This window comes from Catenovulum agarivorans DS-2 (genome assembly GCF_000568405.1).
Taxonomy (GTDB): domain Bacteria; phylum Pseudomonadota; class Gammaproteobacteria; order Enterobacterales; family Alteromonadaceae; genus Catenovulum; species Catenovulum agarivorans_A.
Genome location: NZ_ARZY01000016.1, coordinates 40,509 through 55,547 on the forward strand (window position 1 = coordinate 40,509; position 15,039 = coordinate 55,547).

Genomic DNA, 15,039 nt, shown 5'->3' on the forward strand with positions numbered 1-15,039 from the left:
AGTTGCGTTTCCATGCCGTACTTTGAGTGTAACACAGACTTCATAATATGTAGACGAGTTTAACCTTTTGAAAAAACAAGTTGTAAAAAATTTCGGGATTATTTGGGCCGTTAATAAAAAGTTTTTCGCGAGCCTGCTAGGTTTGTCTTTATTGATAAGCGCCATGCTAATCGGCGTTTTGGTGGCCTATAAGCTATTGCAGACGGATATCAAACAAGTAGAGGCATTAAATCAAACCATTGATGAGAAAAATCAGGCGCTGTTTCAAACTGAGCAAAAGCTGAATTTTATTAGGGTTGAGCTTGAAGTAAATAATATGAGTTTGCAGAAACTGCAAACTGAGCTAAAACAAGTTCAGCAAGAAAACACTAAGCTAAAAGAAACACTGACTTTTTACCAAAGTGTTATGGCACCAGAGCTGACGGCTGATGGTGTTATGGTTGATGAGCTGCTGATTGAACCAACGCTGATAGACAATCAATTTAGATATAAAGTTATTTTAGTGCAAACCAGCAAACAAAAGCGCTTTGCCAAAGGGTATATTTCACTAACCTTGTTTGGCATTCAAAATGGCAAAAATTTTTCAATAGATATGAAAAAGTTAGCAATAGCAGATAGTGATACCTCTTTTAGTTTTCGATATTTTCAAATATTGGAAGGTGAGTTTGTCTTGCCTGAGCGTTTTACCCCTGAGCGAGTCAATCTTGCGGTGGTATTGCCACAGCGCAGGGGGCAAAGTTATAGCCGCACTGAACTGGACTATACTTGGTCTCCACAAGTGGTTCATCGCGAATAATAGTTGAATGGTTTAGTCAGGTATTAGATAATAGTGGCATTGCAATATAATGAGGTTGTGTTAAATGGATCAGATTCCACTTAATTTCACAGAAACAGCAGCAAAACAAGTTAAGCTGTTGATTGAAGAAGAAGAAAACCCAAACTTAAAGTTTAGGGTATACATTACAGGTGGCGGCTGTTCTGGTTTTCAATACGGTTTCACCTTCGACGAAAAGGTCAATGAAGGTGACATGGTTATTGAAAAAGAAGGTGTTAACCTAGTGGTTGACCCAATGAGCCTACAATATTTGATGGGTGGTGAAGTCGACTACACTTCTGGTTTAGAAGGTTCACGTTTCTTTGTTAAAAACCCAAATGCCACCACAACGTGTGGATGTGGCGCTAGCTTTTCTGTATAAAATTTTTCGATTAGGTTAGTGACTTTTCACTAACCTAACTCTGTTCTTGCTTGTCTAATTCCATCGCTTCAATCAATTTTTGTTTAATACTTTGTTTTTCTGATTGTTTAAAACCGACAATACGGTATATCACTTGTCTGTGTTTATTCAGTAGTAACAAAGTGGGTAGGCCACTGACACCATAGTGGCGTGACAGTGCAGCTTGTTGATCAAACCACACTGGCAGTTTTTGTAAATTGTGCTCGGTTAGAAATTTATCAGCATTGGCTTTATTTGCATCTTGATTAACCGCAACCCAAGTAAACTGCTGTTGCTCAAAAGTATTGAATAGCTGTTGATAGTAAGGCAAAGATTCAATACAAGGGCCACACCAGCTCGCCCAAAAGTCTAACACCAAATAATTTTGTGTGACTTCAGCTAAACTATTTTGCGCATTATTGCTGGTAAATTTTTGCTGATAAATAGCCTGAGTGGTAATTGAAGTTTGGCTGTGGTCTATTTTATGAAATAGCAGCCAAGCCGATGTAACCCCAGTTGCTAGGGCAACCATTAATATCCCGATTGAGAAAAATTTACTTTTTAGAATGCGCATATACAGTTTGTTTTTATGAGTATGCTTTTATGGTAGTTGTATATGATGCACATGCCAAGTGTTGTTAAAGTCACATCCTCCAAGTTGAAGCCATGCCTTTCGCTGGAAAATTATGTTTGCAGTGGGCGAACTTGCGCAGTGTATTTCGTGCCGCGAGGTGTTTAAATTTATCAACACCGAGTCAATGGAAAGGCGATAACTTCTTCTATGCCGGTGGCGCCTAAAGCCAACATAATTAATCTATCCACCCCTAATGCGACACCAGAGCATTGGGGTAAACCAGCATTTAAAGCCGCAATTAAACGCATATCGATCGACTTGGCACATTTTCCATATTGCATTCGCAACTGATTGTCTTGCTCAAAACGTTCTAGCTGCTCGTTTGCATTGGTGAGCTCGTCAAAACCATTTGCTAATTCGATGCCTCGGTAATATAACTCGAAACGCTCAGCCACTCTTTGATCTTGTTGATTGAGCCTAGCTAAACTCGCTTGTTCTGCAGGAAAGTGATAAACAAAACACGGAGCATCTTGGGCCATTTTAGGTTCAATGAACTCTGCAAACATAATTTGCAGTAAACTGGTTTTGTCGTCTGCTATCTCAACAATATCGGTTCGTTGCAACTGTTGAAGCTTATCGGTTAGCTGCTTAACATTGCAGGCAAGTGGGTCTAGCTGCAAGTATTCTATAAACAATTGTTGATAGGTATAAGCCTTACAGTGTGGGACATTTAACACCAGCTTGACTAATTCGGCCACTTCATTCATTAAATCTACGCGACTAAAGCCAACGCGATACCACTCCAGCATAGTGAACTCTGGATTGTGCTGGCGACCAAACTCATCATCGCGAAAGGCTTTTGCCAGCTGAAATATACAGCCAGAGCCAGCAGCTAACAGGCGTTTCATTGCAAACTCTGGTGAAGTCTGCAAATACAAATCTACTCCTTGCGCAAAGCCAGCGCCGCCATAGTGCGTGGTTAAATTATCTAGGTGTAAGTCTGTGACACCATGTTGCGATAAACTCGGTGTTTCAACTTCAAGCACATTGCGGTTGGCGAAAAACTGCCGAATCTGACTGATTATTCGCGCGCGTTGTTTGAGCGTTGCAATATTTGCTGAGGGCTGCCAGTGAGTTGCTGAGTTTGTTCGGGTCGTCATATAGAGCTGAGTTTAGACTGTCGGAGAGGGAAACAACATGGCTCAAATCGAAAAATTTGAACCATGAGTAGGTGATTATTTTACACGAGATACATATTCGCCAGAGCGAGTATCTACTTTAATGACTTCACCAATTTGAATAAATAAAGGTACGCGAACGACAGCGCCTGTGCTTAAAGTGGCAGGTTTACCGCCCGTGCCAGCAGTATCACCTTTAAGACCTGGGTCTGTGTCCGTTACTTCCAACTCTACAAAATTAGGTGGTGTTACCGCAATTGGATTCCCATCCCATAAAGTTAGGGTACATTCATCTTGTTCGACTAACCATTTTTCGTTATCACCAATTGCTTTGGCATCAGCCGCAATTTGTTCAAACGTTTCATTATTCATAAAGTGCCAGAACTCGCCATCGTTGTATAGATAAGCTAAATCTGTATCCATAATTTCTGCTTTTTCAACAGATTCACCTGATTTAAAAGTTTTCTCTAAAACTTTACCTGAGATCAATTTACGGATTTTTACTCGGTTAAAAGCTTGGCCTTTACCTGGTTTTACAAATTCGTTTTCGATGATAGCGCATGGTTCGCCATCTAACATTATTTTTAAGCCACCGCGAAATTCATTGGTGCTGACAGTTGCCATGATAACCCCTTAATTTCCATCCCCAATTGCTAGGGGAACTATAATCTAATTCGATAAATCCGCGGAATTTTACCCGATTTTTAACTTTGGCGCATTATACTTTTTGCTGAGTGATTAACGCGGATAATTCGCTTTTAATAATATAGAGGTCAAGTGGTTTAGTAACTTGTTGAATTATGCTGCAGATAAGCAAAGATAAAGTAAGGCCTTGATAGCCAGAAAATATTTGTAACTGGCAGGCGCTAGCTGCAATAAATAAGAACAGTGTGGCACAGAGAATAAACATCACACCAACTAATGCACGTAGTATGCGCGTATTGTATTTAGCTCTGGCGATTAGACTGCAGCAAAAAGCCTTGGAATGCTCTGCAAAGTGAGGGTAGCGGTAAATTAACCAGCTTAATAAATTATAGTTGTCCATAAATGCGCGATTCTCCGTGATATCAGGTAGTGGTTTATATTATTTTCCACCTAAATTTTTAGGTTGGTTCTGACTACAACTGTTGTGAATGCATAATGTGCGCGTGTTCACATTTTGCTTAACTTAGTCGTTGGGTGAAAAATAGTCAAGTTTTAGTTTGGCGAATATCTTTGGTGTTGGTCGACAATCCGTTAAAATAGCGGCTATGTCCTATAAATGAGTTTAATTCATTGCAGTTTGAATCATGTTGGCGCAAAGAACTGGCGCAAACTATTACAGAACCTGAGCAGTTATTGGCGCAACTACAAATTGATAAACAGCGCTTTATTCAAGGTTTCAGCGCGCGCAAACTTTTTCCATTACGAGCACCGCGCCCTTTTGTGGCTAAAATGGCCAAAGGCGACATTTACGACCCATTATTTTTACAAGTGATGACTCAGCAGCAAGAATTCGACGAAGTCGCAGGGTTTACTCGCGATCCACTCGAAGAACAGCAAGCTGCGTTGCCAGGGTTATTACATAAATATAAGAGCCGTGTACTCATTTTATTGCGCGGTGGCTGTGCCGTAAATTGCCGCTACTGTTTTCGACGCCACTTTCCCTATCAAGATAATGCATTAAATCAAGCTAAAATCGAACAAATACTTAACTACATTCAAAGTCACCCTGAAATTAATGAGGTTGTGTTAAGTGGCGGTGATCCGTTAATGGCACAAGACCATCATATTGCCTCGTTGCTCACACAACTTGAACAAATCGACCATCTAACTAGGTTACGCATACATACACGGTTGCCGGTTGTTATTCCTCAGAGGTTAACGCCTGAGCTTGCAGACATGCTAAAAAGCAGTCGTTTAAAAGTGATTATGGTTTTGCATATAAACCATGCCAACGAAGTAGATTCATTTTTGGCGAATCATTTAGCTAAATTTAAACAGCCAAATATAACGTTGTTGAACCAAGCTGTGTTACTTAAGGGTGTGAATGACAATGTTGAGGCTTTAGTACAGTTGAGTGAGCGTTTATTTGCAGTTGGCATTTTGCCTTATTATATTCACCTGTTTGATAAAGTTGCTGGGGCTGCACATTTTTATTTGAGTGATGAGCAAGTGAGACCTTTGCAACAGGGGTTGTTGGCTGAATTACCGGGTTTTTTAGTGCCTAAGTGGGTTAGAGAGGAGGCGGGGCTTATGAGTAAAAGCCCCGTAGTACTTATTTAAACCCAAACAAGTTTGGGGTAAAACGAGGGGTTGCCAGACCTTCAAAATAGAATTTCTATCCCTTGGGCCTGACTCAGCACCAAGTTAAACCTTGATGTTGATGTTTTGACCAATCGCCGGATCTGCTGAGCGAGGAGGGGAAACTTCTGCAGATTGAAGCAAGTCCATTGCTGCTTTGCCTTCCGCTTCTTGCTGCGACTTTGCTAATTTAGCGCCGCGCAATTCAGCGTCACCTGCCTGTTGGGCAACCGAAGATTGATTAACGCCCGTTGAACTTACGTCCATACGTACCTCCAAAAACATCGTTGGTTAAGGTTTAATTGAGAGCAGTATTACCCTCACGATCGCTATCGGCAGCAAATTCAATTTCTTTAGCAAAAAATTGAATATTTTTTCGGCACGGTTGTTTCGCGCTGCTAGCTATGTGCAATATAGGGAAATTACTAGACCATAACTTTCACAAAAACGCTGTTCAGTATTACATTGAGTCTTGAGTAGACTATTCATCCTTGAAGGACAGGCCCTGTCGCCTTATATGGACCCACTCCGTTTGCAAGTAATTTGATTGATTAAAACTAGAATCGTTGCACCCATATATTCGGCTTTTAAATGAGAGTGTTTTTATACTCTCTAGCCCTGATGGATGTATGCGCTCACTTTCCTAAACATCCCTACGGCTTATGATAGCCCAAGACGACAAAAGGTTTTAAGCGAGCCGGTCTGACCTGTTTTTCATCAAATCAAATTGCTTAGCAATCGTTTGGAATCTTTGTTGTATTACGGTTAAAGGTTAAGAAATTAAGGGGCTAAAGCTATCAAGCTAATTTAAATGATTCATTTTTAGCCATAATTACCCAAGCAATTCTGGCCAGTTTATTGGCCAATGCGACACAAGCTTTGTTGTAGCAACTTCTTTCTTTTAACTTCGTAACCCAAACACTTAATTTGTCATTTTTCTTCGGTGCATTTATTAGCAGTGAACGTGCACCGTGGATAAGTAAAGTTCTCAAATAACTATTCCCGCGCTTACTTATCCCAAGTAAATTGGCTTTCCCCCCAGTTGAATGCTGTTTAGGGACTAACCCTATCCAAGCTGAAAAGTGCCTGCCATTTTTAAACTCTTGAGCTGTTCCAGCTGCTGCAAACAATGCTGTAGCTGTAATTGGCCCGATCCCGGTTATTTCATTAAGTCTTTTGCATATATAGTGGTGTTCATTTATTTGTTTTATTTTCTGTTCACAGTTTTTGAGTTTGGCTTCAATAGTTAATAATTCATCATACAAGTCGGCAAAGAATTCACGAGCCATCATAGTCAAACCGTTTTCTGCATCTTCAAGAATAATTGGTAACTCACTTCTAACCGCAGCCACACCTTTGTAAATGATTAAGCCATACTCAGCTAAAAGCCCTCGAGTTTGGTTAACCAAAGCTGTTCTGTTTTTTACCAGACGTTCACGTAAACGATGAACGATTTGAATATCGTGTTGCTCAATATTTTTTATTGGTACAAATCTCATGTCTGGTCGTTGTGCAGCTTCTGCGATAGCCAGGGCATCATTGTAGTCAGTCTTGTTTCCTCGCACATAGGGTTTCACATACTGTGGTGCAATTAACTTAACTTCGTGTCCAAAATATTGGAACGCTCTTGCCCAGTGATGTGCACTACCACAGGCTTCCATTACAATAATACATGGCTCTAGTTGGCTTATATACGCCAACAAATTTCTTCTTTTTAGTTCTTTCTTTTTGAGTAATTTACCAAATTCATTCACCATGACTAAATGAAAAATACTCTTTGCTATGTCTAGGCCAATTAGGTTAGTCTTCATATACCACTCCTTCTTTAATTTAGATGTCTTTTTGCAATTTCATCTTGGCTCATTTGAAGCCGTATTTAAAGAGGAGTGGGTCCATTCCATTATCCCTGGCTTCACCTCATCAGACTGCGAAGCGGTGCTTCGGTTCTGATTCGCCCATGAAAAAGAGATTTTGCTCTAAGTTATTGCTCTAGTACTTTCCAGAAAGCGAGCTGAAATTAAGTTGAGTAGGTTTTGTGAAGTTTTGAAAAACACACTCCCAACCACCTTTCACCTTTTTGGCATTGTTCGTGCTGAATGGACTTTTCGCCGTACTATATTAGCTCGATAAAGCCGACTGAAATGCTGATTTTGCAAAACTGCAAATGTCATGACATTTGTCATATTAACTGGTGACAAACATCTATAAGAAAAAAAATCATCCTTGGCATACTTAATTGTGACGGGAGCGCTGCTCTCAAATTTAATCACAACACCAGTTAAGGATATGAAAATGAAAAAAGTTATATTTGCAGTTGCACTTTCTATGAGCTTAAATGTTTTTGCTGAGCAAAATACCATTGATGAAATAGCGTTAGCTGCGAACAATATGCAGATTGAATCACTGACGAGTTTAGCGGCGCAAAGCCAAGGTTACGATAAAGCATTTGCACAATACAAGCTCGGGGTTGCATATATGGTCAAACAAGAATATAGCAATCTACAGGCGCATTTAACCATAGCGGCAGATATTCTAAATCAGCAATTGGCAACCAATCCAAATGATGTTGAAAGCATGATCTTGCTTGTGCAAGTCTATAGTCTGCACATAGGCTTTGCTCATGACAAAGCGCAACAACTTGGGCCTAAAATGCAGGTTTTATTAACTCAGGCGAATCAAATTGCCCCGAACAACCCTAGACTACAGTTGGTACAGGGAATTATCAAATACCATACGCCAGTCGTGTACGGCGGCAATAAACAAGTTGCTGTTACTATGTTTAATAAAGCAATAAATCACTATCCGGGAGATGTGAATTCTGGTTATTACTGGGGTCATGATGAAGCTTATATTTGGCGCGGTCTGGCGAAAATAGAGAAGGGAGAGACTCAAGCGGCGCTTGCTGACTTTAATCAAGCGCTTGAAATTAATCCAAATAGTAATTGGGCAAAAGAGTTAATCGCACAAAATAGTGCATCTTTGTAAACAACAAATTGGCAGTAAGTGTGAAAATGGTGCGTAAATTGGTTGCTCCATTTTCATAATAATCAACCAGAATCGATAGAGTATATTATGAACCAAGGCTACCAAGTTGCACCTCTGTTTACAGGCTACAACAATTTCTATTTATGGATACCGCTGCTATTTACAGGGTTTTACTTTTTTCCACTCAGCATGATCTGGCCACATTTATCTTCGCTAGAAATAATAGCTAGCTTTGCCGCCTACGTGGCCTTTATTGCAGGTTATATTTGGGCGCAAAAATGTACCCAGCAGACTATTCACTACTATTTAGTTGGGTTAACTGCGATTAGTGTCGCCGCAACTGCAATTAACCCAGGCACTTGTGCACTCTTTCCTTATGTTGCATTTTTAGTTGGGTATTATTATTCGTATAAACGTGGTGTGCCATGGCTTATGCTCATACTCGTTAGCATTGGCTTGAGTGCATGGGCCTTTAATATAATTGAGTTGTACTTTTTATTGCCAGCTTATATTGCCACTATTCCAAATTACTTTTTTGGCGTAATGACACGCTCCAAATTACAGCAAGAGCATGAGAAAGAGCAAAGCCAACTACATAATGAACAGCTTGCAACAATAGCCGAGCGTGAACGAATAGCACGCGATTTGCACGATTTATTAGGCCACACATTGTCATCTATTGTGTTAAAAGCCGAGCTTGCGAGTAAATTGGGTAACGCAGGGAAAATAGCTGCAGCGTTAGATGAAATAGAGCAAGTCGCTCAAATCACGCGCACGACTTTATCAGAAGTCCGCGCGGCAGTTTCTGGCTATAAAACTAAGGATATTAATGCTGAGCTGATCAAAATTAAAAGTTTAATGTTGGACAAAGGTTTTAACGTTGAAGGTGATATTAGTTTGTCAGGTTTAACGGCCAAAGCTGAATCGGCATTGCTGCTTATTATTAAAGAAGCCACCACCAATATTATTAAACATAGCCAGGGCAAAAACGTATTTTTGAGTTGCATGCAACAAGAGAATAAATTGAACATTGAAATTATTAACGACGGCCAAACGTGCCAAGGCCACTTTGGCAATGGTCTAACTGGCATTCAAGAGCGGGTGGCCGAATTAGGTGGGCAGGTTAGGATTGAGCAGAACAATGGTTTTGCGCTTTATTTAGAATTTGACCAAGGGATATTTCAATCATGATCAAAGTATTGTTGGCGGAAGATCAAGCATTAGTTCGTGGCGCATTAGTTGCCTTGCTGAATATGGAATACGACATTGAAGTGGTAGCGCAAGCAGCCAATGGCCAACAAGCGATTGAGCTGTTGAAAAAGCATCCAGTGGATGTGGTGTTAACCGATATCGAAATGCCACATATGACCGGTTTAGAACTAATCGAACAAGTAAAAACGATTCAGCCGGAGGTAAAAACGGTTGTGATCACAACCTTTGCACGAGCAGGTTATATCAAGCGCGCCCTAGTGGCAGGTGTGCGCGGTTTTTTATTAAAAGACTGTCCATCAGAACAATTAGCAGATGCACTTAGGCAAATTATCCAAGGTAAAAAAGTGATAGATCCAGAGCTGGCCATTCAAGCGTTAGACGATGTTGATCCACTTTCTGACAAGGAACGCAAATCGTTACGTTTAGCTGGTGAAGGTAAAAAAACTGCGGAAATTGCGGCAGAATTATTTTTATCTGAAGGTACTGTTCGCAATTATCTATCCGAAGCGATTGCTAAATTGAACGCGACCAATCGAATAGATGCGGCACGAATCGCTAGACAAAAAGGTTGGTTATAGTAACCTGCGCGTTTGCACGTTAAGTCTGAAATTTGTCTATTGTAGGAGGTCAATTTGCGTACTCAACTGATTACTCGCCAAGGTTATGAAAAATTACAAGCAGAGTTAGACCATTTATGGCGCGTTGAACGACCAGAAACGACTAAAAAAGTCACCTGGGCGGCAAGCTTAGGTGACCGTAGTGAGAACGCCGATTATCAATACAATAAGAAGAAGTTGCGTGAAATTGACCGCCGAGTTCGCTATCTACGCAAGTGCTTAGACAACCTAAAAATAGTCGATTATAGCCCGCAGCAAGAAGGCAAAGTGTTTTTTGGTGCCTGGGTTGAAGTTGAAAACGACGACGGCCAAACTCTAAAGTTTCGTATTGTTGGTTATGATGAAATATTTGGCCGCAAAGATTATATTTCGATAGATGCGCCAATGGCACGTGCGTTATTAAAAAAACAAGTAGACGACGAAGCTGTCGTGAAAACTGAAGCTGGTGAAGTGACTTGGTATATCAATTCTATTGAGTACAACAAATAGCTATGTTTGCTCAGCAGCCCAATTTTGTTACCCAAGTGACCAATAACTCGCACCAGTTTGTGCAAGAGCCTGATATACAATCATTTATCTCCTTAACAGCCCATTTCAGTGTCGCTGAATGTGATATCAGCTATTGGCAGCGGTTGTTTGGCAGTCAAGGTATCAACATAGATAAAATGCGGCAAAAACGCTGCGCCGAATTTGTCGCTGGGCGTTATTTAGCTTGGCTCGCTATCAAACAATTAACAGGCACAGAGCATGAAGTATTAGCTATTGGTGAGGATAGAGCGCCAGTTTGGCCCAAAGGTATGATTGGCTGTATCTCTCATTCTAACGGCCAGGTTGTTGTAATGGTAAAACGCCAGTCACAACAGAGTTTACTTGGGGTAGACATCGAAAAATGTTTAAGCATTGAACAAGCGAAAAACCTTCATCAAGAATTTATAAATGTGCGCGAGTTGGCTGTGGTTGAGCAGTCTAAGGTATCTGAAACACTAAGTTTTTCCGCATTCGTAACCTTAATTTTTTCTGCAAAAGAAACTATCTATAAAGCTTATTACCCATTGGTAAAAACATTTTTTTCGTTTGATGCTGTTGAGCTTGTGTCACACAAACCAAACCAGCTTATTTTTAAAATTACCGATGCATTTCCGTCTTTAGATGCAGCTTTTTTGGCTGGTGGTTTAATAGCCGTTAATTGGACACTGCAAGACGATATGGTTGTGACTTGGCTGAGCAGTGGTTAGGTTTGATTATTCGTCTGTAGCGGAAATCTAGCTTGCGAGATAGCAACTTTGCCTCAATACTTTAAAAATGTAGGTGAAAGCGACCAGCGCTTTGGGTAACATACGCGCCCTTCAAAGAGGAGATAGAAAAACTAATGAGCGAATTTGCATTAGGACAACGCTGGATCAGTGATTCAGAATCAGATTTAGGTTTAGGCACAGTCGTTGCCGTAAATGGTCGCCGCATTTCCATGTTATTCCCCGCATCAGGTGACCAAAGAGAATATGTTATTGGCAGCGCACCTTTAACCCGAGTAAGTTTTAATCCAGGTGACTCGGTTGAAAGTGCTGAAGGTTGGAGCCTCACGGTACAGCAAGTAGTCAGTGAAGATGGTTTAAATATCTATTTAGGCATACGTTCAGACACCCAAGAACCAGAACAACTGATTGAAACACGTATAAACCACCATCTTAAATTTAATAAACCACAAGACCGCCTCTTTACCGCACAAATCGACCGCAACGATTGGTACACGCTTAGATACGAAGCGCGCAAATTGCAGTACGAATATCAAACACACCCGCTAGTGGGTTTAGCGGGCGCGCGTACTGCGCTGATTCCGCATCAGCTTCACATAGCCAAAGAAGCTGGTAGCCGGGTTGCCCCAAGGGTTTTGTTATCTGACGAAGTAGGTTTAGGTAAAACCATTGAAGCAGGCATGATTATTCATCAGCAGCTATTAACAGGTCGTGCATCACGCGTATTAATTCTATTGCCTGAAAGTTTGCAATATCAGTGGTTAGTCGAAATGCTGCGGCGTTTTAATTTGCAGTTTGCGATCTTTAACGAAGAAAGATGTGGCGAATACGATTCATCCGAAGAAAACCCATTTGAAACCGAACAGTTAATAATTGCACCTGTTGGTTTATTGGCTGATTCTGACAAACGTTTAGAACAAGCCAGCCAAGCTCAATGGGATTTAGTTGTCGTTGACGAAGCGCATCACTTAGATTGGCACCCAGATGGCGCAAGTCCAGCCTATTTAGCAGTAGAAAAACTATCGCGTTTATGCGCTGGTTTATTGTTGTTAACCGCAACCCCTGACCAACTTGGCCACCAAAGCCACTTTGCGCGTTTACGTTTACTCGACCCTGAACGTTTTTATGACTACGACAAATTTGTTGCCGAAGAAGCGGGTTATAGCAAAATAGCTGAGCAAGCAAAACAAATCACCAGTAATGAAGATTTATCAGACGCGCAAATTGCTGAGTTGAAAAAACTGATTGACCAACATGGCACTGGCCGCGTGTTATTCCGTAATACCCGTGCGTCGGTAAAAGGTTTCCCTGTGCGCTGTGTATTGCCAACAGAAATGGAGTTGCCATCAGAATATCAAGCGGCAGCGGATTGGTGGTTAAATCGCCACCCTGATGATGCATCAGCTAAAACCGTTGAGCCTTTATTAACCCCAGAGTTTTTATACGAAAGTGCGATTAGTGGTGATATTGAATGGTGGAAAGTCGACCCAAGAGTTGAATATTTAGCTGAGCTAATTAAAGAAAACAAACATGAAAAGTTTTTAATTATCTGTGCGCGGGCATCAACTGCATTAACCTTAGAGCAAGCTGTACGGGTTAAATTTGGCTTAAACGCAGCCGTGTTCCACGAAGGCATGAGCATAGTTGAACGCGACCGCGCCGCGGCTTGGTTTGCCGACCAAGACGAAGGCTGTCAGTTATTAATTTGTTCGGAAATTGGCTCGGAAGGGCGTAACTTCCAATTTGCTCGTCACTTAGTGTTATTTGATATTCCGCTCAACCCAGATTTACTTGAACAACGTATTGGCCGTTTAGACCGAATTGGCCAGCGCCACGATATTCAAATTCATATTCCATATTTTGCCAACTCAGCCAGCCAAACTTTATTTAATTGGCAGCATCACGGTATTAATGCTTATGCGCATACTTGTCCAGCAGGGATTAAAGTATTTGAGCAACAGCAAGCCGAGTTATTGCAAGCGCTAGTACAAAACCAGTATGAACAAGAGCAAATAAGTGGATTAATTGACGCGGCTAAACAGCAAGTAACTGAATTAAATGCTCAGTTAGAACAAGGCCGAGATATTTTACTCGAACTGAACTCAAAAGGCTTTGATGGCGAAGCAATTGCTGAGCAGATTGAGCAAATGGATGACGATACTCGCCTTGTGGCATTTATGCTGCAAGTATTTGATGTGTACGGCGTGTCGCAAGAAGACAAAGGCGAACAATGTATCGCGGTTAATCCAACCGAGCATATGTTAGAGCCGCATTTTCCTGAATTGCACGATGGTGGCATGACCATCACTTTCGATCGCGAAACTGCGTTATCACGTGAAGATGTGCGTTTTATTAGTTGGGATCACCCTATGGTGCAGGGTTGTTTTGAACTGATATCCAGAGGTGAAGTTGGCAACAATGCCGTGAGCATTCTAAACAATAAAGCGCTGCCAGAAGGCACTTATCTGTTAGAGCTGATTTATGTCGTTGAAACTAGCGCACCAAAACAATTGCAACCAGGACGATTTTTACCACCAACCCCAATTCGTTTATTGTTAGATAAAGCGGGCAATAACTTAGCCGAGAAAGTCGGCTTTGAGGGTTTAAATAAACAGCTTAAACCGGTGAACAAACAAGTTGCGTCGCAGTTGGCGACCGCTTTGCAACCGCAGGTGCATGCGCTTATTCAGCAAGCTGAAGAAAAAGCGACCGCTGAAGCTGTGGCTATTATTGATGCTGCCAAAGAAAAAGTTGCTCAACAATTGGGTGAAGAAATCAGTCGCTTGACTGAGCTCAAAGCGGTAAATCCAAATATTCGACCTATTGAACTAGAGTCTTTGGCGCAGCAACAAAAGTCTTTGGAAGAACATTTAGCCCAGGCTCGGGTTAAATTAGATGCATTGCGATTAGTTGTAGTTAGCCATGGGTAGTGATAACTAAATGAAGCGGTTCATATGCATTTTTGTTGTTATGCTGTCGGCTGTTGCTGCAAATTCAGCTTATGCCAGCTCACCTGACATCGAATCTGCTGTTATTCGTGTCGCAACGCATATAGAGCCGCCATTAGTTTATTTAGATGGGCAAGAATTTGTCGGCAGTAATGTTGAAGTGGGCAAATTGTTGGCCGCCTCAATCGGCTATCAAATCGAATTTGTCCAGTGTCCGTTTGCCCGTTGTTTATATCAAACACAAATAGGTCAAGCAGATATGATGATAGGTATAAACAAAACCTCAGAGCGCCAGCGTCATTTCGAATATTTATCTAAACCTTATTCAAGTGTAATCACCCCTGTTAAGTTTTACCTAAATAATGACAGCGTGCTGAAAATTGCTAGGTATGAAGACTTAATCGGCAAAAAAATCGGTGTACTACGAGGCGCTGTTTATTTTAAACCTTTTGACGATGATAACCGCTTAACCAAAGTACCTGTGGTCAATCACGAACAACTGATTGATATGTTACTGAACAAACGCATCGATACCTTTTTAGCCAGGGATTTATCGGTACGTAAACGCGCATCCGATGTTGAATACTTAGAAAAAATGCAAGCCGCGCAATTTACTTATCAAAAGCAGCAAGATATGTATATTGCGGTTTCGAAAAAGTCGCAATTAGTCAATAAAACTGCAGAATTATCGAATAAACTCGCAGAGTTAATATCTTCAGGTCAAGTGGCTAAAATTGTTGCGCGTTACCATTAATCATATTTTTCTCGACTCAGA

16 protein-coding genes are annotated in these 15,039 nt (G+C 41.1%); 10 read left to right on the forward strand and 6 right to left on the reverse strand.

The window, feature by feature from the left end:
* Window positions 1-181: 181 nt before the first annotated feature.
* Both DS2_RS19850 and erpA read left to right on the forward strand, forming a co-directional pair.
* Complete coding sequence (locus tag DS2_RS19850; protein WP_152537588.1) at window positions 182-796, forward strand: DUF6776 family protein; 615 nt, start codon at window positions 182-184, stop codon at window positions 794-796.
* A 64-nt stretch (window positions 797-860) separates the two neighbouring features.
* Entirely contained in the window at window positions 861-1,196 is a 336-nt protein-coding gene (erpA, locus tag DS2_RS09725; RefSeq protein ID WP_035014552.1) for an iron-sulfur cluster insertion protein ErpA, read from the forward strand.
* A gap of 34 nt (window positions 1,197-1,230) precedes the next feature.
* Here erpA and DS2_RS09730 read toward each other — a convergent pair whose 3' ends face one another.
* From DS2_RS09730 to DS2_RS09745, 4 genes are all read right to left on the reverse strand, one after another.
* Window positions 1,231-1,746 (reverse strand): TlpA family protein disulfide reductase, encoded by a 516-nt coding sequence (locus tag DS2_RS09730; protein WP_035014553.1) that lies wholly within the window; start codon window positions 1,744-1,746, stop codon window positions 1,231-1,233.
* A 212-nt stretch (window positions 1,747-1,958) separates the two neighbouring features.
* The gene (epmA, locus tag DS2_RS09735) at window positions 1,959-2,948 is read right to left on the reverse strand and encodes an elongation factor P--(R)-beta-lysine ligase (RefSeq protein WP_035014554.1); all 990 of its coding nucleotides are present in this window, start codon (window positions 2,946-2,948) and stop codon (window positions 1,959-1,961) included.
* Window positions 2,949-3,023: 75 nt separating this feature from the next.
* On the reverse strand, window positions 3,024-3,590 hold the full coding sequence (gene efp / locus DS2_RS09740) for an elongation factor P (protein ID WP_035014555.1): 567 nt from the start codon (window positions 3,588-3,590) through the stop codon (window positions 3,024-3,026).
* Between the two features lie 94 nt (window positions 3,591-3,684).
* The gene (locus tag DS2_RS09745; RefSeq protein WP_035014556.1) at window positions 3,685-4,011 is read right to left on the reverse strand and encodes a hypothetical protein; all 327 of its coding nucleotides are present in this window, start codon (window positions 4,009-4,011) and stop codon (window positions 3,685-3,687) included.
* Window positions 4,012-4,223: 212 nt separating this feature from the next.
* On the opposite strand from DS2_RS09745, the gene epmB reads away from it, so the two are divergent.
* A complete protein-coding gene (gene epmB, locus DS2_RS09750) occupies window positions 4,224-5,231 on the forward strand; it encodes an EF-P beta-lysylation protein EpmB (protein WP_268745624.1) in 1,008 nt (335 codons plus the stop codon).
* A gap of 84 nt (window positions 5,232-5,315) precedes the next feature.
* Here epmB and DS2_RS09755 read toward each other — a convergent pair whose 3' ends face one another.
* Together DS2_RS09755 and DS2_RS09760 are read right to left on the reverse strand one after the other, a co-directional pair.
* Window positions 5,316-5,516: a hypothetical protein gene (locus DS2_RS09755; RefSeq protein WP_016957474.1), complete on the reverse strand. Its 201-nt coding sequence runs from the start codon at window positions 5,514-5,516 to the stop codon at window positions 5,316-5,318.
* 530 nt (window positions 5,517-6,046) lie between these two features.
* Complete coding sequence (locus DS2_RS09760; RefSeq protein ID WP_035014558.1) at window positions 6,047-7,060, reverse strand: IS110 family transposase; 1,014 nt, start codon at window positions 7,058-7,060, stop codon at window positions 6,047-6,049.
* Between the two features lie 481 nt (window positions 7,061-7,541).
* Here DS2_RS09760 and DS2_RS09765 point away from each other — a divergent pair, with 481 nt between their 5' ends.
* The 7 genes from DS2_RS09765 (at window position 7,542) to DS2_RS09795 (ending at window position 15,018) form a co-directional block, all read left to right on the forward strand.
* Window positions 7,542-8,234 (forward strand): tetratricopeptide repeat protein, encoded by a 693-nt coding sequence (locus tag DS2_RS09765; protein WP_035014559.1) that lies wholly within the window; start codon window positions 7,542-7,544, stop codon window positions 8,232-8,234.
* 87 nt (window positions 8,235-8,321) lie between these two features.
* On the forward strand, window positions 8,322-9,425 hold the full coding sequence (locus DS2_RS09770; RefSeq protein WP_051479771.1) for a sensor histidine kinase: 1,104 nt from the start codon (window positions 8,322-8,324) through the stop codon (window positions 9,423-9,425).
* The gene (locus DS2_RS09775) at window positions 9,422-10,024 is read left to right on the forward strand and encodes a response regulator transcription factor (RefSeq protein ID WP_035014560.1); all 603 of its coding nucleotides are present in this window, start codon (window positions 9,422-9,424) and stop codon (window positions 10,022-10,024) included. The genes DS2_RS09770 and DS2_RS09775 overlap by 4 nt, the downstream gene beginning before the upstream one ends.
* Window positions 10,025-10,078: 54 nt before the next feature.
* Entirely contained in the window at window positions 10,079-10,552 is a 474-nt protein-coding gene (gene greB / locus DS2_RS09780) for a transcription elongation factor GreB (protein WP_035014561.1), read from the forward strand.
* A gap of 2 nt (window positions 10,553-10,554) precedes the next feature.
* Entirely contained in the window at window positions 10,555-11,298 is a 744-nt protein-coding gene (locus tag DS2_RS19855) for a 4'-phosphopantetheinyl transferase family protein (protein WP_051479772.1), read from the forward strand.
* A 134-nt stretch (window positions 11,299-11,432) separates the two neighbouring features.
* Window positions 11,433-14,246, forward strand: coding sequence for an RNA polymerase-associated protein RapA (rapA, locus tag DS2_RS09790; protein ID WP_035014562.1), 2,814 nt, complete (start codon window positions 11,433-11,435; stop codon window positions 14,244-14,246).
* A 10-nt stretch (window positions 14,247-14,256) separates the two neighbouring features.
* Window positions 14,257-15,018: a substrate-binding periplasmic protein gene (locus DS2_RS09795; protein WP_081754246.1), complete on the forward strand. Its 762-nt coding sequence runs from the start codon at window positions 14,257-14,259 to the stop codon at window positions 15,016-15,018.
* Window positions 15,019-15,039 lie beyond the last annotated feature (21 nt).

Coding starts and splice junctions, on each gene's coding strand:
- erpA (WP_035014552.1), top strand. CDS start 861: ATGGATCAGATTCCACTTAATTTCACAGAAACAGCAGCAAAACAAGTT.
- DS2_RS09795 (WP_081754246.1), top strand. CDS start 14,257: ATGAAGCGGTTCATATGCATTTTTGTTGTTATGCTGTCGGCTGTTGCT.
- DS2_RS09730 (WP_035014553.1), bottom strand. CDS start 1,746: ATGGTTGCCCTAGCAACTGGGGTTACATCGGCTTGGCTGCTATTTCAT.
- efp (WP_035014555.1), bottom strand. CDS start 3,590: ATGGCAACTGTCAGCACCAATGAATTTCGCGGTGGCTTAAAAATAATG.
- DS2_RS09745 (WP_035014556.1), bottom strand. CDS start 4,011: ATGGACAACTATAATTTATTAAGCTGGTTAATTTACCGCTACCCTCAC.
- DS2_RS09770 (WP_051479771.1), top strand. CDS start 8,322: ATGAACCAAGGCTACCAAGTTGCACCTCTGTTTACAGGCTACAACAAT.
- rapA (WP_035014562.1), top strand. CDS start 11,433: ATGAGCGAATTTGCATTAGGACAACGCTGGATCAGTGATTCAGAATCA.
- DS2_RS09765 (WP_035014559.1), top strand. CDS start 7,542: ATGAAAAAAGTTATATTTGCAGTTGCACTTTCTATGAGCTTAAATGTT.
- DS2_RS19855 (WP_051479772.1), top strand. CDS start 10,555: ATGTTTGCTCAGCAGCCCAATTTTGTTACCCAAGTGACCAATAACTCG.
- DS2_RS09755 (WP_016957474.1), bottom strand. CDS start 5,516: ATGGACGTAAGTTCAACGGGCGTTAATCAATCTTCGGTTGCCCAACAG.
- DS2_RS09760 (WP_035014558.1), bottom strand. CDS start 7,060: ATGAAGACTAACCTAATTGGCCTAGACATAGCAAAGAGTATTTTTCAT.
- DS2_RS09775 (WP_035014560.1), top strand. CDS start 9,422: ATGATCAAAGTATTGTTGGCGGAAGATCAAGCATTAGTTCGTGGCGCA.
- epmA (WP_035014554.1), bottom strand. CDS start 2,948: ATGACGACCCGAACAAACTCAGCAACTCACTGGCAGCCCTCAGCAAAT.